This is a genomic window from Parasphingorhabdus cellanae (assembly GCF_017498565.1).
Lineage (GTDB): Bacteria > Pseudomonadota > Alphaproteobacteria > Sphingomonadales > Sphingomonadaceae > Parasphingorhabdus > Parasphingorhabdus cellanae.
This window is the reverse complement of record NZ_CP071794.1, coordinates 3,285,909-3,301,179: the sequence shown is the minus strand read 5'-3', so window position 1 is coordinate 3,301,179 and position 15,271 is coordinate 3,285,909. Positions and strand designations below refer to the sequence as shown.

Here is a 15,271-nt window from a genome sequence, read left to right as displayed (position 1 = left end):
TTTACCTATTCCCTAAAAATCAACGAGAGGGGCGAACGCCGGAAGTTTGTGCTTCCACCATCAACCGATCCTGAGCCATCGGGTCGTGACCCAATATCTCGCCTTTGAAAATCCAGACCTTGATACCGATAATGCCGTAAGCGGTCAGCGCTTCATATTCTGCATAGTCGATATTGGCGCGCAGCGTATGCAGCGGCACGCGGCCTTCACGGTACCATTCAACGCGGGCAATTTCTGCTCCGCCCAAACGGCCACCACAAACAATTTTAATACCTTCAGCACCCAGACGCAGAGCAGACTGAACAGCGCGTTTCATCGCCCGGCGGAAAGCAACACGGCGGATCAACTGATCACCAATGCCCTGTGCCACCAATTGCGCGTCCACTTCTGGCTTGCGAATTTCAACAATGTTCAAAGACACATCGCTGGAAGACATTTCGCTGAGCTTGCGGCGCAGCTTTTCAATATCCGCGCCCTTCTTACCGATGATAACACCGGGACGGGCAGCATAGATAGAAACGCGGCAAGTTTTGGCGGGACGCTCAATCACTACCTTGGAGATCGCAGCCTGCGGCACGGTATCCAGGATATATTTGCGCATCTTGATGTCTTCCATCAAGAGATCGCCATAGTTGGACCCTTCCGCATACCAGCGGCTATCCCAAGTCCGGTTAATCTGCAGGCGAAGCCCGATAGGATTACTCTTTTGACCCATGGTTTACGCCTCTTCTTCTTCATGTTCGCGAACAACGATGCGCACGCGGCTGAAAGGTTTCAGGATTTGCGCCGAACGGCCACGAGCCCGCGCTTTGAACCGCTTCATGGTCAGGCCCTTGCCGACACTGGCTTCGTGCACGATCAATGCGTCAACATCCAGGTTGTGGTTGTTTTCAGCATTGGCGATGGCGGAAGCGAGAACCTTGCTCACATCTTTGGCCATGCTCTTTTTAGAGAAGGACAGGATGTTCAAAGCGTCTTCCGCTTTCTTGCCGCGGATCAGCTGTGCAACAAGGTTCAGCTTTTGAGCAGAACCACGAATGGAATTGCCAACAGCCAAAGCTTCATTGTCGCCAACGCGGCGGGGTGATGATGCCTTACCCATTATTTCTTGCCTTTTTTGTCAGCGCCATGGCCGTAATAGTTACGCGTAGGAGCGAACTCGCCAAGCTTGTGGCCAACCATATCTTCATTCACGGAAACCGGAATGAATTTTTGACCGTTATAAACGCTGAAAGTCAGACCAACAAAATCAGGAAGAACGGTGGAACGACGCGACCAAGTTTTGATCGGCGAACGCCTGCTCTCTTCTTGAGCGGTCTGCGCTTTTTTCAGCAGGTGGAGGTCAACAAATGGACCTTTTTTGATGGAACGAGCCATGCTTACCTCTTCTTCTTAGCGTGACGCGACCGGATGATCATCTTGTCGGTCGTTTTATTCTTACGGGTACGAGCGCCCTTGGTTGGCTTGCCCCATGGTGTCACGGGATGACGACCACCGGAGGTCCGACCTTCACCACCACCATGCGGGTGATCGACAGGGTTTTTCGCAACGCCGCGCGTCAAAGGACGACGGCCCTTCCAACGGGTGCGGCCAGCTTTACCGAAATTCTGGTTCGAGTTGTCGGGGTTAGACACCGCGCCAACCGTACCCATGCAATCGCTGCGGATATAGCGCTGCTCACCGGAGTTCAGGCGAACAATAACCATGCCGCGGTCACGGCCCACAATCTGGACATATGTACCGGCAGAACGAGCAATCTGACCGCCCTTGCCTGGCTTCATTTCCACATTATGGATGATCGTACCGATTGGCATTTGCGACAATTTCATCGCGTTACCAGGCTTGACGTCAACTTTTTCGCCAGCGATGACAGTGTCACCAACGGCCAGGCGTTGCGGTGCCAGGATGTAGCTCAACTCGCCATCGTCATATTTGATCAAGGCAATGAACGCGGTCCGGTTAGGATCATATTCGATCCGCTCAACCGTTGCCGAAACATCGAACTTGCGGCGCTTAAAGTCCACCAGACGATATTTTTGCTTATGACCACCCGCGATACCGCGTGAGGTCACATGCCCTTTATTGTTACGACCGCCGGTCTTGCGCTTGCCTTCGACAAGTTTCTTCACGGGCTTGCCTTTCCACAGGCCGCTCTTGTCGACCAGGATAAGACCACGCCGTGCGGGACTTGTCGGTTTATAGGATTTTAAAGCCATCTTAAATTCCTGTGGTGATGTCGATGGTCTGGCCTTCAGCCAAAGTCACGACAGCTTTCTTAACATCGTTGCGCGTGTAGGGACGACCCTTCCACTTCTTGGTCTTACCCTTTTGCACCATCGTGTTCACGCCTTTGACTTTGACATCAAACAGCGCCTCGATAGCGGCTTTAATCTGCGGCTTGGTCGCGGTGTTGGCGACTTTGAAAACCACAGCATTATGTTCGCTGAGCAAGGTTGTTTTCTCGGTGATGTGCGGGCCGACAATTACGTCATAGTGACGAATGTCTACTGCTTCTTTTTTAGCCATTGAAGCGTGCCTCCAACTTTTCGACTGCGGCGCGGGTCAGCACCAAAGTCTCGTGGTTCAAAATGTCATAAACATTGGCACCAGCGGCTGGCATCACGTTCAGACGCGGAATGTTTGAAGACGCTTTGGTGAAAGCATCATTCACGGCATCACCGTCCATGACCAAAGCTGACTTGCCGAAACCAAGCTTCGCGATATCCGCGATCAGCAATTTGGTTTTGGCTTCTTTGATATCCAGATTTTCGAGGATCACCAGATTGTCGTTCTTGGCTTTGTCAGACAGCGCCATTTTCAGACCCAGCGCACGAACTTTCTTGTTCAGCGATGGGTTGAAATCGCGCTTGCGAGGACCGTGGGCTTTACCGCCACCAACAAAGATCGGCGCGCGGCGAGAACCGTGACGAGCCGTACCACCGCCCTTTTGGTTGCCGAACTTCTTACCAGTGCGGGCGACGTCACCACGCTCACGAACAGCACGGGCCGTGCCGCGTGCGTTTTCACGTTGCCAGTTAACAACACGGTGCAGGATGTCTGCGCGCGCTTCCAGACCAAATACGTCATCGTTCAAATCGATGTCGCCCTTGGCTTTAGCGTCGAGGGTTTTCACTTTTAATTTCATGGCTTAGCCCTCCTTCCCTGCATCATCTTTAGCATCAGCGTCTTTGGCATCAGCGTCTTTGGCATCAGACTTCTCTTCAGCCGGTGTTTCAGCAACGGCTGCTGCGATTTCAGCATCAGTTGGACCGACCGGACGCTCGATCGCTGCATCCGCTTCGATCATGCCAGCTGGCGCATCTTCGGTTGCTGTCTCATCCGCATTACGGCGCATGGCACCCGGAAATGGAACGCCTTCTGGAAGAGCCACTTTCACGGCATCTTTAACCAGCAACCAGCCACCTTTGGAGCCGGGAACGCTGCCGCGTACAAAGATCAAACCGCGAGCGGCATCTGTACGGACGATTTCCAGATTTTGCTGGGTGCGGTTTTTCGCACCCATATGACCGGCCATTTTCTTGCCCTTGAAGACTTTACCTGGATCCTGGTTTTGACCAGTAGAACCATGGGCACGGTGAGAGATGGAAACACCATGGGTTGCGCGCATACCGCCGAAACCCCAACGCTTCATCGCACCAGCAAAACCCTTACCTTGGGTAACGCCTTGAATATCAACCATTTGACCAGCAATAAAGTGGTCGGCTGTGATAGTGGCGCCGACGGGGAGCAAGCCTTCTTCGCTCTCAACCCGGAATTCGGCAACACGAGCCTTCGGCTCAACTTCTGCTTTTGCAAAAGCTTCACGTTGTGGTTTGTTTACATTTTTCGCTTTACGGGCACCTGCACCAAGCTGAACAGCGAAATAGCCATCCGGATCCTGTTTGCGGGCTCCAACAACCTGACACTGCTCCAAGGACAGGACAGTTACCGGCACATGCCGACCATCTTCCTGAAACAAGCGGGTCATCCCCATTTTTTTCGCGATCACGCCAGTACGCACGATCATTTCTCCTTACAGAGGCCCGGTCGCGGAATTGCCAGCGGGCGTGCTACAAAATACTCAGCCCAAATTTTCGAATATCGCCCCGTCCGGGCTAAAGTGTTTCACTGATCCGAAGATCAATCAAACGAGACGGGGGACTCATGACCCAGCATATATACTGGCGGTTTCCCATGTCACCACTGCCTGACTAGCTTTCACCAGGGGGCAGCGTCATCACTCACATTAAGCGAGCTTAATCTCTACATTCACACCAGCTGCAAGGTCGAGCTTCATCAAAGCATCAACGGTTTGCGGCGTAGGCTGCACGATATCGAGCAACCTTTTATAAGTCCGGACCTCAAACTGCTCGCGTGACTTTTTGTCAACGTGCGGGCCGCGGTTTACGGTGAATTTTTCGATGCGCGTCGGCATTGGGATCGGTCCACGGATAAGCGCGCCAGTGCGGCGAGCCGTGTCAGCGATATCGCCAGTTGCCTGATCAAGAACCCGATGATCGAATGCCTTCAAGCGTATGCGAATATTCTGCGTTTCCATATGAACCTATACCAATGTCAAAGAGCCAAAAATAAACCGCCCCGATATTCTCTTTTACAAAAAGAAGCCGGAGCGGCGAAAAACTGGCCGCCCGAATCAATAATCCGGGCGGCGAAGCAGTCCTATATTACTTTGTTACGTTGCTGACAACCCCAGAACCAACTGTCCGGCCGCCTTCGCGAATTGCGAAGCGAAGACCTGGGTCCATAGCGATTGGTGCAATCAACTTAACAGCGATCGTCACGTTATCACCAGGCATCACCATCTCGGTGCCTTCTGGAAGAATAACTTCACCGGTAACGTCCGTTGTGCGGAAGTAGAATTGTGGACGATAGTTAGCGAAGAATGGCGTGTGACGGCCGCCTTCGTCTTTCGACAACACATAAACTTCTGCGTCAAACTCGGTATGCGGTGTGATCGAACCAGGCTTACAAAGAACCTGACCACGCTCAACTTCTTCACGAGCAACACCGCGGATCAATGCACCGATGTTATCGCCAGCTTCACCGCTGTCGAGCAACTTACGGAACATTTCAACACCGGTAACCGTTGTTTTCGAAGTATCTTTGATACCAACGATTTCAACTTCGTCGCCAACATTCACGATGCCGGTTTCAACACGGCCGGTAACAACCGTACCACGACCGGAAATGGAGAACACATCCTCAATTGGCATCAGGAAGTCTTGATCGACTGGACGCTCTGGCTGAGGAATAGCTTCATCAACAGCTTTCATCAGTTCAAGAATTTTTTCTTTACCGATATTGTCGTCACGACCTTCCAATGCTGCAAGAGCAGAACCGGAAACGATAGGAATATCGTCGCCTGGGAAGTCGTAAGAAGACAGCAGTTCACGGATTTCCATTTCAACGAGCTCAAGCAGCTCTTCGTCATCAACCTGATCAACCTTGTTCATGAAAACAACAAGAGCAGGAACACCAACCTGACGGGCAAGCAGGATGTGCTCGCGAGTCTGTGGCATTGGACCGTCAGCAGCGTTCACAACCAGGATAGCGCCATCCATCTGAGCAGCACCGGTGATCATGTTTTTCACATAATCGGCATGGCCTGGGCAATCGACGTGCGCATAGTGACGCGCTTCGGTTTCATATTCAACGTGTGCCGTTGAAATAGTGATGCCGCGCTCACGCTCTTCAGGCGCTTTGTCGATGTTCGCGAAGTCTACGGCTTCCCCGCCGCCAGATTCAGCAAGCACTTTCGTGATCGCTGCAGTCAGCGTGGTTTTACCGTGGTCGACGTGACCGATGGTGCCGATATTGCAATGCGGCTTATTGCGTTCAAACTTTGCTTTTGCCATTTTATATTACCTCTAATTTCTATCGTCTTGATAGTCTGTGCCGCGCTTTGGCGAGACTATCCAAATCTGTCAACACCCTTTTAACCTCTAGGCTTTTTTCTTGAGCCAGAACCAAAAGGTAAGCGCGGTTACTCGTAAAAAGAGCAGCGGCGATTAAGCCATCTTCTCCTTCAATTCTTCTGCGACATTATTCGGCACCTGCTCATAGTGAGAAAATTGCATCGAATATTGTGCACGGCCCTGTGTGAAAGAGCGCAGCTCGTTCACATAGCCAAACATGTTGGCCAGCGGCACCATCGCGTCGACCGCCTGAGCGATACCGCGCGTGTCGGTACCCTGGATCTGGCCACGGCGAGAGTTTAAATCGCCGATCACGTCACCAAGATAATCTTCCGGCGTAATCACTTCGACTTTCATGATCGGCTCAAGCAGCTTGATGCCAGACTTCTGGGCCGCTTCGCGCATCGCAGCACGTGCCGCAATTTCAAAAGCCAGCGCCGAGGAGTCAACGTCATGATAGGCGCCGTCATAAACACGAATGTTAAAGTCGATGATCGGGAAGCCGATCAGCGAACCGGTTTCGGCTGTTTCACGCATGCCTTTTTCAACCGACGGGATATATTCCTTTGGAATGTTACCGCCCTTGATTTCGTCTTCAAAGGTAATGCCTGCACCGCGCTCACCGGGTGTGACTTCAAACTTGATACGCGCGAACTGACCGGAACCACCGGACTGTTTCTTATGCGTATAGTCGGTGTCAACAGCCTTGCCGAGTGACTCGCGATAAGCAACTTGCGGGGCACCAACATTGGCTTCCACTTTAAACTCACGCTTCATACGGTCGACGAGAATGTCGAGGTGAAGTTCGCCCATGCCTTTAATGATGGTCTGACCAGATTCATGGTCAGTCGTCACACGGAATGACGGATCTTCAGCAGCCAGACGATTAAGCGCAACGCCCATCTTCTCTTGGTCAGCCTTGGTTTTTGGTTCAACCGAAAGCTCGATAACCGGCTCTGGGAATTCCATACGTTCCAGAATGATCGGACTTTCCGGAGCACAAAGCGTGTCACCGGTTGTCGTTGTCTTCATGCCAGCCAAAGCGATAATGTCGCCAGCAAACGCCTCTTCAATGTCTTTCCGGTCATTGGAGTGCATTTCCAGGATACGGCCGACTTTCTCTTTCTTGTCCTTAACCGAGTTCAGCACGGTACCTTTTTCCAGTTTACCGGAATAGATACGGCAGAAGGTCAAGGTTCCCACGAACGGATCGTTCATGACTTTAAAGGCAAGCGCAGAAAACGGCTCATCATCGCTGGATGGACGGGTATCTTCGGTTTCACCGTCAAGCTTCACGCCTTTAATAGCAGCAACATCAAGCGGGCTTGGCATATAGTCCACAACCGCGTCGAGCAGGGGCTGAACGCCCTTGTTCTTAAACGCCGAGCCGCAAAGCACAGGAACGAAGCTCTGGTTCAACGTGCCTTTGCGGATGAGCGACTTCAAGGTCGCGGCATCAGGCTCGTTGCCTTCCAGATATTGTTCCATCACGTCATCGTCCTGCTCCACAGCAAGCTCGATAAGCTTCTCGCGATATTCAGCGGCTTCATCAGCCATGTCTTCGGGAATGTCGCCATAAGCATATTCAGCGCCAAGGTCTTCGTTCTTCCAGGTGATCGAACGCTGATTGACGAGGTCAACCAAACCGACAAGGCTCGCTTCGATGCCGATTGGCAAATAGAGCACAGCAGGTGTTGCGCCCAAACGCTCTACGATGGAATCGACACAGAATTTGAAGTTGGCACCGGTCCGGTCGAGCTTGTTGATGAAGCACATCCGCGGCACTTTATATTTATCAGCCTGACGCCATACAGTTTCAGATTGCGGTTCAACGCCGGCAACGCCGTCGAAACAAGCAACCGCGCCATCAAGCACACGCAGTGAACGCTCCACTTCAATGGTGAAGTCAACGTGGCCTGGTGTATCAATAATGTTGATCCGGTGCTCAGGACCCTTGCGGTCTTCCGCATTCCAGAAACAGGTGGTCGCAGCAGAGGTAATGGTAATACCACGCTCTTGCTCTTGCTCCATCCAGTCCATCGTCGCCGCGCCATCATGCACTTCGCCGATTTTATAGGACTTACCCGTATAATACAGGATGCGTTCCGTTGTGGTCGTTTTACCAGCATCAATATGGGCCATAATGCCAATATTGCGATATCGTTCGAGCGGATGGCTGCGTGCCATAGTCTTTACTCCAGAATTAAGGGGCCCCAAATAGCGCCGCCCATATAGTGAAAGGGGCCAGCGATGACCAGCCCTGATTGGTTACAAATACAACAATGTGAAAAGCGCAGGAATTTACAGAGAGTCTGCGACCCCTGCGCTTCTATATAATGCTACCAGCGGTAATGTGCAAATGCGCGGTTGGCTTCGGCCATCTTGTGCGAATCTTCACGCTTCTTCACCGCGTTGCCGCGATTGTTGGAAGCGTCCAGAATTTCACCAGACAGACGCGCCGCCATTGTGGTTTCACTGCGCGAACGCGCCGCACTGATCATCCAGCGAATGGCGAGAGCCTGCGCACGCTCAGGACGCACTTCGACAGGAACCTGATAGGTCGCACCACCAACACGGCGGCTGCGCACTTCGATGCCCGGCTTGATGTTGTTGAGCGCATCATGGAACATCTGCAGCGGATCTTTTTTCGCTTTGGCTTCTACGCTATCCAGCGCGCCATAAACGATACGTTCTGCAACAGATTTCTTACCATCCTGCATCAGATTGTTCATGAATTTCGAAAGGACCTGATCCTTAAACTTTGGATCAGGAAGGATTACCCGTTTCTCGGGACGACGACGACGTGCCATATTATAAAACTCCGTAAATCTTGTAACTCGTCATCCCAGCGGAAGCTGGGATCTCCTTAAATTGGCCACCTGGCCCAAAGCAGATTCCAGCTTTCGCTGGAATGACGGAAAAATACTACTTAGGACGCTTGGCGCCATATTTGGAACGGGATTGCTTCCGGTCCTTAACGCCTTGCGTATCAAGAACACCGCGCAGCACATGGTAACGCACACCGGGAAGGTCGCGAACACGGCCGCCGCGAATAAGAACAACGCTATGCTCCTGAAGGTTATGACCTTCACCGGGAATATAGCTGATGACCTCACGCTGGTTGGTCAGGCGAACCTTGGCAACCTTACGCAGAGCGGAGTTTGGTTTTTTAGGAGTCGTTGTGTAGACCCGGGTACAAACGCCGCGTTTCTGCGGGTTGGCTTCCATGGCCGGCACTTTGGACTTCGTCTTCTGTGGCACCCGCCCTTTACGGACGAGCTGATTAATCGTTGGCATAAAGTCTTCACCTTATTGGATCTAGATAAACTAGGGTTACTCTCGTGGCCAAATCGCCTTGAGTGTTTTGCCTATGTAAGTTTTCTGCGGGATTGGGAGAACCCGACACAACAGAAGCGCGGCCCTTAGCGGGGATTCGGCTGGCGGTCAAGGGTGGCTTGGGGCAGGGTAATGGAGAAATACACGACCATTGCAACCGTCACTGACATCCGTTTTTTAGCCGCATAATCCTATTCGCCTTTGATGAAGCAGGAGGCGAAACGTTATCTGCCTCAAATCCATAAGGCAGAATATGTAACCATTCTGAGTGCGATCGGCCCGTTACTTGATAGTTTCGGTCAATCTTATTGAACGAAATTGATCCTCAGAAATGACATAGTATATCTCGTGACAAATCGATGACATTCATGTTCTTCTGCAAAAATTTGGTGCCTATCCCCCTCCCCCGGAATAGAAGGTCATTGTAATCGCTAGAGACAAATTTGCAGACATTCTGGACAGTGATATCGCGCAGTTTTGGAGCCGATTTGATCCGCCGGTTCGTGCACCACGCATATGCCCCGCCGAAATTGTACAAGCCATGGCACGAAATCCATGAGCTTGTCCAAACCCGCCATTTTTCTGAAAGGCTATGACGATGAAATTCGGATTTTTAACGAAGATTGCGACAGCAATGACCGTCCCTTTTTTGCTTTTCGGACCGGGGACCGCCGCGGCCCCGCCAACGCCGGAACCTGTTCCTGACGATCTGGAATCGCCTGTACGCGGCTATGACACAGCCAGACTTTATCAGGAGTGGAGCCTGTTCGTTGAAAGACGCCAAGGTCTGGCAACAGAGGCAGTGCTGGCCGAATTGGACAAAATACCTGGTAAACGACCGGCTGACGACCCTTTTCTGACTTTCAAAAAAGGGAACGATCTTGGATATTTTTCAATTGGTCAGGTCGTGGTCTATTGTGATGAAAAAGAGCAATGGGCCGAGAGAGAAAACTGTCACTATCTTTATCGCGACGGCTATATTCCTTATTACTCTGTTGCAGAAAATGGCTCCAACTTGTTGTCTAGTTGGATGCAAAATAATTTTGATCCACATCTTCTGACCGAGGGCCTGGAAAAACGTGGTCTCACACCCAAAACTTTTCGCGGGAATATAACCCAGCGCGAGATGTTCGAAGTGCTACCCTCACCTGATCCCATATTGCGCGAGCATGTCAAAATAACCCGGGTGGATTCTCGATATTGTCCTGAATTACGCAAAGCGGTTGAAAAAATCGAAAAGCAAAGGATCAGTTGGCCAATCGATATTTTGGGAGTTGGTTCGGATGTCGACCCCGAGGCGCCAGTACCGCATGCCACATATTATGATCAGACTTTTAAGATACTGACCAAAAAAGGATATGTGACAATAGAAGCGACCCAATTCGCTTTGGACAAGGTTTTGCAACCCATCCAGGATGCCGCCAACAAGTGCTTGGGTAAAATGTCTGACTAGTTGATCTTTGCAAACAGTCGATTATCGAGCAAAAAACTTCCTGCTGTTTCGTGCGCTCTGTTTGCGGCGAATATACACTCACCGCTTTGGTGACAATTTGTCCAAACGCACACCATCGTATCCCATCACTCAATCCCATACCCCACCACCTTCCAACTCGCATCCTCCCGGATCAGCGTCAAGGTCTCGGTGGCATTGGGCTTGTTTTCAAAGCTGGTCCGGAATTTGACCATGTCATATCCGGACGGCGGCGCGGGATAGCTTCCTGGCTGCTGGCTGCCCGCACACCGACTGCGCCCCAGCCCGTTCATCCCGCCGCCAAAGCGACCCAAATAGCGACAAAGAAAGACGCGCCGCCCATCATCACGAAACTATGCCAGATCGAATAGCGAAAGGGCTGCGCCTTGCGGGCATAGAAAATCGTGCCGAGAGAATAGAAGGCACCGCCCGCCAGCATGGCCCATAACGATAATCCGGGTAGTTGCGCCATCATCTCGGGCACGCCGATAATGCCCATCCATCCCAAACCGAGATAGGACGCCAGCGACCAGCGCGAATCCAGATTTTTGCCGAATATCTTGTACAGCATCGCAGGGATAGCCAGCGCCCAGACAATCATTAGCAGGAACAGGCTAAACTGAGTACCGGCAAGCACGAACAGCGGTGTAAAAGTGCCCGCGATAGTCAGATAGATCGCGGCATGGTCTACCCGGCGCAGTGCCAGCCGCCGACCATGAAAAGGCGACAAATGGTAGAACATGGAAATGACGTGAGAAAACGCCACGCCGATCACATATGTGCTGACCGCTGCAATCACCGCCACGCCGTGATCAGCGGCCTGAATGAACAAGGCCGCACCGGCCAACAGGATAAAAACCAATCCTATCCCGTGGACAATAAAATCGGCGCGGCGTTCTTGCATATCGGGGCTGGGGTACATCGGGTCACAATCATTTAGATGGGCATTGGAGATCGGGCCGCAGTGACAGCATATTTATCGCTCTTAGTCACCCACTAACCGACAACCGCACACCCATGGCTCGCAGCACATTCAGCAAAGTCTCCAGCGTCATATTGCCGTTCGGCCCCAGCGCCTTGTAAAGCGCTTGCCGCGTGATCTTGCTCTCCGCCGCCATACTCGTCATGCCTTTGGCACGCGCAACATCGTTCAGCGCGGTGCGGATCAGGGCTGCATCATTTTCTTCAAAGGCGACCTTCAAATACGTCGCAATCATTTCCGGGCTGTCGAGATATTCGGCAGCATCAAATTCTGTTGTGGTCATTCGACCTTCTTGGAACATTAACATGGATATGTAAACTATAGATGACACACCATCCATCGTCATGCTGAACTTGTTTCAGCATCCATCGTGCACCAATCACAGCCTGTGGAAATGGAGAAATGGACCCTGAAACGAGTTCAGGGTGACGGGGGTTGGCAGAAACTGTCACAACAGCTCAAGCCACCAAAGCCACCCACATGGTGACAAAGAAAGACGCGCCGCCCATCATGACGAAACTATGCCAGATCGAATAGCGAAACGGCTGCGCCTTGCGGACATAGAAAATCGTGCCGAGAGAATAGAAGACACCACTCGCCGCATGGCCCATAACGACAATCCGGGTAGCTCCCCCGGTTCAGCCTGACGCTGCGTAGAGGATCACTCGATCCAATAGCCCACCACTTTCCAGCTTGCGTCCTCCCGGATCAGCGTCAGGGTCTCGGTGGCATTGGGCTTGTTTTCAAAGCTGGTCCGGAATTTGACCATTTCATATCCATGGGGCGGTGCGGGAACGGCTTCCTGGCTGCTTGCGGTCCGCGAGAGCACGGCCCCCAAGGTCGGTTGAACCTCACCAGCGGCCGACGCCCATGCCGCGCTGGTGTTTAGCTCCTTGAACGCCTGTCCGGTGGCGTTCCAGCTATCGAGCCACTTGAACTGATCCACCAGCGCCAGCCATTGCCGGGCTGATGTGATAACATCGGAAGTGGCGAGCGCAGAGGATGATGTTTGCGTATCCGGTTCCGTCTGGGCCGCCTCGATGGTGGGCTCCGCATTTTGCGAGAGGGACGAAAAGGCGAGCGTTGCAAGTATGAGGGACATGATGAGTACTCCTGTCAGCATGGCGAGGGGAATCCTCGATCCATGACCGGTATCCGGTGCTTGATGGGCTAACAGGCCATTGGTGCTTTCGGCTTCCCCCAAAATCTTGTCCGCTAGAAAACTGGGGTGATCGCCTTCCTTGTCGAGCAGCAGGCGGGCGGCTTGACGGCTGCTGGAAACGGACATTTTCTGCCGTGCGTTGCGCAACCGTTCGTTGATCGTATGGACCGAAAGGTCCAGGTGGCGGGCGATCGTTTTGGTGTCATGCCCTCTGACAAGCAAACGCAGCGTTGCCTTTTCCTTCTCGGTCAGTGCGTCATAATCTTGTGCCATAGGCCTACCTGTGCTGGCGTCATTTGATCGCCCCAGTCTAGATAGCGGCCCCGCCCTGCACTACCCCAAAAAATTCGTAGGCCCGTGTCGTTCGGGATCGGCTTACCCCGCTTTCCTACACGCCGCGCGCCTGATATGGTCCTGCTATGACGAGAATCATGATCGCTTTCGCCTGCTCCGGACACAGGCCTCCGTTCATCGATGAAAAGAAACGCTTCAACAGAATTTCAACCCCAAAACACGTATAATTTGTAGAATTTCGATGTGCCGAATTTCCGCAATGCCTGATGACCACGTGACGCTCAAAATCGCAAATATCTTCAGTTAATTCTTGCCCGCAAGGCTATCGTAAATTCCGCGGTTGGTTGGGGTCTGGCAAAGACACCTTTGGGGTTGATGCAGATAAAAGTGACGGCCGGATCATAACCGCTGGCCGGTTCATAAGTGCAGTCTGCAAAAGAAATCGGCATGCTGGGTTGATTTGAAAAGGCTACATCATTGGCATAGTTAAAACTAAGGCCGCTGCCATTGTCGACAAAGGCAACGGGATCACTGCCAGGGAAGTTATCTGGTCCACCATCATCGATATCACCGTTAAAAAAGGTGATTTGGGCGGGCAGCTGGTCGATAACGAAAACACTGTCTTCTCCGGCCGGACCGCCGCCGACATTCTGCACGACAATGGTATAGATCATATCTTCAGCGGGAATGGAGAAACCGGTGCTAGAGCCATTGGCTGTATAGACAGAAGAGGTCTTCACAACATTCAACCGTGCCGGGTCTACCGGTGAAGTCTGACCCAGCGCGGAGAAATTACCCTGACAATTGCCCGGACCGCCATCAATAGCGCCCCAATTGGGATCACCCGCATCATTCCCCAGCACGCTGGTCCCGGCGGTACCGCCATTGACCACCGGCGTGATCGCTGCGCAGGTCGCGCCGAATAGCCGGATCGCTCCACCACCGCCGCCGCCGCCGGTACCATGGGCAAACTGGTCATTGGCTTCATCACCGCCCTCGCCGCCGGTGACGCGAAAGACTGGAGAACCAGACAGGCCCGAGATCACGGACACCGCAATCGCGCCGCCGCCGCCGCCGCCATCCGAACCGTTAAAATTATCCTGCAGCGCCGACAGGCCATCGGCGATTATCTGACCGCCCCCGCCGACCAACTGGCCCACTCGAAGAAAAATCAACCCGCCGCCGCTGCGATTACCGCCGCTTGCGGCTTGTGATACTTCCGACCCAGAACCACCGCCGCCGCCCATGAACAAGCGGTTATTGGGAGAATAATCGAGGGTCTGGCCGCCGAGACCGCCAAAGGCGCCATCATCTTCGCAGACGTCCAGTTCACGGCCGCCTAACCCGCCCGCGCCAATATTTCCTCCGCCGCCACCGCCAGCATCGGTGATATTACCGCCGCCGCCGCCATTGCCATTATGCCCGCGGCGGGCGGCGTGAGCGGCTGCGTTTGGGACGATGCCCTCACCCTTGTTGCCTGTGCCGGCTTCAACCGGGCCAGTATAGTTTATCTGGTCCGAGGCACAGCTGTCAAAAGGCGTAGAAGCTGCCAATGCGCCGCCGAGAAAGCCCCGGCCCGTGGCATCAATATTGGCATTAAGCGTCAGGGTTCCCGTCACATCAAAGGCGATCACGCCGCCGGTTTGTCCATTCCACGCTTGCGGGATGATATTCTGGTTCAAAGATCCGCCATCGAATACAGGGACACTGACCATTTGAAGAGATCCGCCAGTATTAAAGGCGACCGAGGGTGCCGCCTCCAACGTGACGGTATTGCCCGAAACGCTGATAATTTTGACATATTCAAAGCGACCGGCACTACCATAGCCGGTTATATCGCCATGGGCTGCGCTGTCGGTGCGTGTGACGGAAGCCCCCTTCATCTGGACGATGAGCGCTCGGCTATTGGCCGTAAATCCGGTGCTGCTAGAAAGTTGGACGGTTGTCGAAGAGATAGAAACAACCCGGGCATAGCTGTTGATCACAGTACCGCTAGGCGCAGACGTGGTTTGCGCCAATGCTGAACCATAAGGATATGCGGCAGCCATCAGCAAACCGACGGCGCATATTTTCCAAATCAATGTCTTGAT

Annotated in this window: 19 protein-coding genes; 1 reads left to right on the top strand and 18 read right to left on the bottom strand. The window is 52.9% G+C overall.

What is annotated here, in order from left to right; all coding sequences use genetic code 11:
• Nucleotides 1–19 precede the first annotated feature (19 nt).
• The 12 genes from rpsC to rpsL form a co-directional block, all read right to left on the bottom strand.
• Nucleotides 20–715 carry a 30S ribosomal protein S3 gene (rpsC, locus tag J4G78_RS15850; RefSeq protein WP_207987481.1) on the bottom strand — a complete coding sequence of 232 codons (696 nt, stop codon included), beginning with the start codon at nt 713–715 and terminating at the stop codon, nt 20–22.
• Between the two features lie 3 nt (nt 716–718).
• Nucleotides 719–1,102 carry a 50S ribosomal protein L22 gene (gene rplV / locus J4G78_RS15845; RefSeq protein ID WP_207987480.1) on the bottom strand — a complete coding sequence of 128 codons (384 nt, stop codon included), beginning with the start codon at nt 1,100–1,102 and terminating at the stop codon, nt 719–721.
• The gene (gene rpsS / locus J4G78_RS15840; protein ID WP_207987479.1) at nt 1,102–1,377 is read right to left on the bottom strand and encodes a 30S ribosomal protein S19; all 276 of its coding nucleotides are present in this window, start codon (nt 1,375–1,377) and stop codon (nt 1,102–1,104) included. The genes rplV and rpsS overlap by 1 nt, the downstream gene beginning before the upstream one ends.
• Nucleotides 1,378–1,379: 2 nt before the next feature.
• Nucleotides 1,380–2,216 (bottom strand): 50S ribosomal protein L2, encoded by an 837-nt coding sequence (rplB, locus tag J4G78_RS15835; RefSeq protein WP_108810516.1) that lies wholly within the window; start codon nt 2,214–2,216, stop codon nt 1,380–1,382.
• A 1-nt stretch (nt 2,217) separates the two neighbouring features.
• Complete coding sequence (locus J4G78_RS15830; RefSeq protein WP_108810517.1) at nt 2,218–2,526, bottom strand: 50S ribosomal protein L23; 309 nt, start codon at nt 2,524–2,526, stop codon at nt 2,218–2,220.
• Nucleotides 2,519–3,145 carry a 50S ribosomal protein L4 gene (gene rplD / locus J4G78_RS15825; protein WP_207987478.1) on the bottom strand — a complete coding sequence of 209 codons (627 nt, stop codon included), beginning with the start codon at nt 3,143–3,145 and terminating at the stop codon, nt 2,519–2,521. The genes J4G78_RS15830 and rplD overlap by 8 nt, the downstream gene beginning before the upstream one ends.
• Nucleotides 3,146–3,148: 3 nt before the next feature.
• Nucleotides 3,149–4,021: a 50S ribosomal protein L3 gene (gene rplC / locus J4G78_RS15820; protein WP_207990793.1), complete on the bottom strand. Its 873-nt coding sequence runs from the start codon at nt 4,019–4,021 to the stop codon at nt 3,149–3,151.
• Nucleotides 4,022–4,246: 225 nt separating this feature from the next.
• Nucleotides 4,247–4,558 carry a 30S ribosomal protein S10 gene (gene rpsJ, locus J4G78_RS15815; protein ID WP_108810519.1) on the bottom strand — a complete coding sequence of 104 codons (312 nt, stop codon included), beginning with the start codon at nt 4,556–4,558 and terminating at the stop codon, nt 4,247–4,249.
• A gap of 127 nt (nt 4,559–4,685) precedes the next feature.
• Nucleotides 4,686–5,876, bottom strand: a complete 1,191-nt coding sequence (tuf, locus tag J4G78_RS15810) for an elongation factor Tu (protein WP_207987477.1) — start codon at nt 5,874–5,876, stop codon at nt 4,686–4,688.
• Nucleotides 5,877–6,029: 153 nt separating this feature from the next.
• Entirely contained in the window at nt 6,030–8,123 is a 2,094-nt protein-coding gene (gene fusA / locus J4G78_RS15805; RefSeq protein ID WP_207987476.1) for an elongation factor G, read from the bottom strand.
• Nucleotides 8,124–8,275: 152 nt separating this feature from the next.
• Nucleotides 8,276–8,746, bottom strand: a complete 471-nt coding sequence (rpsG, locus tag J4G78_RS15800) for a 30S ribosomal protein S7 (protein ID WP_207987475.1) — start codon at nt 8,744–8,746, stop codon at nt 8,276–8,278.
• Between the two features lie 115 nt (nt 8,747–8,861).
• A complete protein-coding gene (rpsL, locus tag J4G78_RS15795) occupies nt 8,862–9,233 on the bottom strand; it encodes a 30S ribosomal protein S12 (RefSeq protein ID WP_067198316.1) in 372 nt (123 codons plus the stop codon).
• Between the two features lie 637 nt (nt 9,234–9,870).
• On the opposite strand from rpsL, the gene J4G78_RS15790 reads away from it, so the two are divergent.
• Entirely contained in the window at nt 9,871–10,725 is an 855-nt protein-coding gene (locus J4G78_RS15790) for a hypothetical protein (RefSeq protein ID WP_207987474.1), read from the top strand.
• A gap of 125 nt (nt 10,726–10,850) precedes the next feature.
• Here the strand turns inward: J4G78_RS15790 and J4G78_RS18425 are convergent, their stop codons facing one another.
• From J4G78_RS18425 to J4G78_RS15760, 6 genes are all read right to left on the bottom strand, one after another.
• Nucleotides 10,851–11,036 (bottom strand): DUF4019 domain-containing protein, encoded by a 186-nt coding sequence (locus tag J4G78_RS18425; protein WP_207987473.1) that lies wholly within the window; start codon nt 11,034–11,036, stop codon nt 10,851–10,853.
• Entirely contained in the window at nt 11,033–11,665 is a 633-nt protein-coding gene (trhA, locus tag J4G78_RS15780) for a PAQR family membrane homeostasis protein TrhA (RefSeq protein ID WP_207987472.1), read from the bottom strand. The genes J4G78_RS18425 and trhA overlap by 4 nt, the downstream gene beginning before the upstream one ends.
• A 67-nt stretch (nt 11,666–11,732) precedes the next feature.
• Nucleotides 11,733–12,008 carry an addiction module antidote protein gene (locus J4G78_RS15775; protein WP_207987471.1) on the bottom strand — a complete coding sequence of 92 codons (276 nt, stop codon included), beginning with the start codon at nt 12,006–12,008 and terminating at the stop codon, nt 11,733–11,735.
• A 175-nt stretch (nt 12,009–12,183) separates the two neighbouring features.
• Nucleotides 12,184–12,336: an AdipoR/hemolysin III family protein gene (locus J4G78_RS15770; protein ID WP_207987470.1), complete on the bottom strand. Its 153-nt coding sequence runs from the start codon at nt 12,334–12,336 to the stop codon at nt 12,184–12,186.
• A gap of 50 nt (nt 12,337–12,386) precedes the next feature.
• Nucleotides 12,387–13,160, bottom strand: a complete 774-nt coding sequence (locus J4G78_RS15765; protein WP_207987469.1) for a helix-turn-helix domain-containing protein — start codon at nt 13,158–13,160, stop codon at nt 12,387–12,389.
• A 320-nt stretch (nt 13,161–13,480) separates the two neighbouring features.
• The gene (locus J4G78_RS15760) at nt 13,481–15,229 is read right to left on the bottom strand and encodes a hypothetical protein (RefSeq protein WP_207987468.1); all 1,749 of its coding nucleotides are present in this window, start codon (nt 15,227–15,229) and stop codon (nt 13,481–13,483) included.
• Nucleotides 15,230–15,271: the final 42 nt, after the last annotated feature.